We start from the raw sequence: 2614 nt of genomic DNA, 5'->3' as shown, positions 1-2614 counted from the left end.
ATTATATATTATAATTATAAATTTTTAGAATTTGGAGGATTTATATATTGAAGAAATTACTTTTAAACAAATGGTTGCTTGTGGTTTCTATTCTTATTATTGCCGGCACTATTTTCTACGCAACTAAAGATCGAAAAAATGCTGAAAAAGAAACCGTTGATACCACAACTTTCCGAACTCAATTGCAACCTAAAATGAATGAATTAACTACTAATTATAATGACATTATCGAGAATGATTGGTTGCCTGCCTGGGAAGAGATTAACACGAACGGAGATTCAGTGGACAGAAATAAACTATTAGTTACAATGAGTGCTGTTTCCAAACAATATGAAAAAATTATGGAAGAAATAGACACAATACAAATTGAAGAAAACATAACAGAAGTACATATACAAAAGCAACTAGTTTATTTCACAACTGAATTTAAGGCTGCTTCTAAATTTATGAAAAATGCAGCAGATTTGATTATAGACGGATACAACAATTCTACTCCAACCAATGAAACAATTGAAAATACAAAGCATGCTTTAGGACTTGCGGATCAACATATTGTCATCGCTTTATCTACTTTAAATGAAGTTGAAGATAAATTAGGAATATCGAAAAAATAAGTTTATTTACTATTTCAAAATAAAAAATGATTGCATTTCACTAATTGTATATCTATAATGTTTTTATTGATTCTATACACAATCAATGCTTTTAAGTTTTGAATTTTATAATTCGGATGAACCATTCAGGAGAAGGTCTATTGATCTACCGACGGGGCAAAAAGTTGCTGAACCAACTTTGAAACTCTCAGGTCTTGTTTACAAGTAGAACTGCATGGGGACGAATCTCTGGAGAGACTCCCTCTCGCTTAATATAGCGCGGAGGAAAACGAGCACCGAAGGAGCAAATCCGCTAATCTAGCGGATAATCTCTCAGGTAAAAGGACAGAGACAAGCGAAAGAAAATGCCGATTTGTATCGGTTTATTTTTCTATCCCTTGTTTCTCCAGAGACCATTTCATTTCCTTGAAGTGGTTTTTATTTTTTCTAAAAAAGGAGAATACAGATGGAAACAGTAAGTAAAGTATTAGAACAAATTAATCAGTATGTGTGGGGGTTACCAACTTTGTTGCTACTCGTTGGAACTGGTATCATTCTCACAGTGCGCTTAAAAGGTTTACAGTTTAGTAAACTAATATACGCTCACAAACTAGCTTTTAAAAAATCAGAGGATACATCATCTTCTGGAGATATTAGTCACTTCCAGGCGCTCATGACAGCTATGGCTGCAACGATTGGTATGGGAAATATAGCAGGTGTTGCAACAGCTGTTACTATTGGTGGTCCTGGTGCAATCTTTTGGATGTGGATTACTGCTTTGTTCGGTATGGCAACAAAGTATGCCGAGGCAATTCTTGCGGTGAAATACCGTGTTAGTAATGAAAATGGTGAATACTCAGGTGGACCAATGTATTATTTAGAGCGTGGCTTAGGTAAGAAATGGCTTGCTGTTTTATTCGCTATATTCGGTACAACTGCTTCTTTCGGTATCGGTAATATGGTGCAATCTAACTCAGTTGCAGAGGCAATGCGAATTAATTTCTCTTTCCCCCCTGCTTTAACTGGTATATTAATGTCCTTTTTAATCGCTATTGTCATTTTAGGCGGTGTAAAAAAAATCGGGAAAGTGACGGGATTTATCGTTCCTATTAAAGCTTTCTTTTATATAATTGCTGGTCTTATTATTATTTTCTATCACTTTGATCAAATTCCAGAAGCATTTTCACTTATTTTTTCTGGTGCATTTAATGGTACAGCTGCTGCTGGTGGTTTTATCGGAGCAACAGTTGCATCTGCAATTCAAATCGGAATGGCACGTGGTGTATTTGCGAACGAGGCTGGTTTAGGAAGTGCTCCTATTGCTGCGGCTGCTGCCAAAACAGATTCACCTGCAAAACAAGCTTTAGTTTCTATGACTGGTACTTTTCTAGATACATTTATTGTATGTACAATTACGGGGCTAGTATTAATTACTACAGGCGCATGGAAATCAGGTAAAACTGGTGTTGAAGCTACAACATTAGCATTCCAATCCGTATTCGGTACTGCTGGTAGTATGATTCTCGGTATCGCCATTATATTATTCGCCTACTCTACTATTTTAGGTTGGTCGTATTACGGAGAGAAGTGTGTTGCTTATTTATTTGGACAAGGTGCTGTACGATATTATAAAGCAATCTTTATCGTTATGATTGCTATTGGCGCTAATTTAAAATTAGGTGTTGTATGGACATTTGCCGATATTGCGAATGGACTTATGGCGATACCAAACTTAATTGGTCTAATTGGATTAAGTGGTGTAGTTGTCGCTGAAACAAATCGGTTTTTACAAGCAGAGAAATTAAAAAAAAGCAATAAAAAACAGGCAAGTTAATGTTTGCTTGAAATAAAGTCAGTTCAAATTTCATTACAAATATCGATTGTATATAGAATAAACCCACACATTTTGAAACATGATTGTTCAAAATATGTGGGTTTTAATTATTATCCACTTAAACAAACACAACTGTTAGTTTAAGAATATGCCTTCATGATTAACATAAATAACGCTTTCTTTAAAC

Annotated in this window: 2 protein-coding genes and 1 riboswitch; both genes read left to right on the top strand. The window is 35.0% G+C overall.

From position 1 onward, the window contains the following. The first annotated feature begins 47 nt into the window (after window positions 1-47). The gene (locus AB3X48_RS20875) at window positions 48-614 is read left to right on the top strand and encodes a hypothetical protein (protein ID WP_367959898.1); all 567 of its coding nucleotides are present in this window, start codon (window positions 48-50) and stop codon (window positions 612-614) included. A gap of 218 nt (window positions 615-832) precedes the next feature. Further along, window positions 833-952: riboswitch (glycine riboswitch) on the top strand. 107 nt (window positions 953-1059) lie between these two features. Then, window positions 1060-2427 (top strand): alanine/glycine:cation symporter family protein, encoded by a 1368-nt coding sequence (locus AB3X48_RS20870; protein WP_367959897.1) that lies wholly within the window; start codon window positions 1060-1062, stop codon window positions 2425-2427. Window positions 2428-2614 lie beyond the last annotated feature (187 nt).

The sequence above is a fragment of the Bacillus sp. S4 genome (genome assembly GCF_040838205.1).
GTDB classification, from domain to species: Bacteria; Bacillota; Bacilli; order Bacillales; family Bacillaceae_G; genus Bacillus_A; species Bacillus_A cereus_U.
The sequence above is the reverse complement of the archived record's forward strand: the minus strand, read 5'-3'. Positions and strand labels throughout refer to the sequence as shown.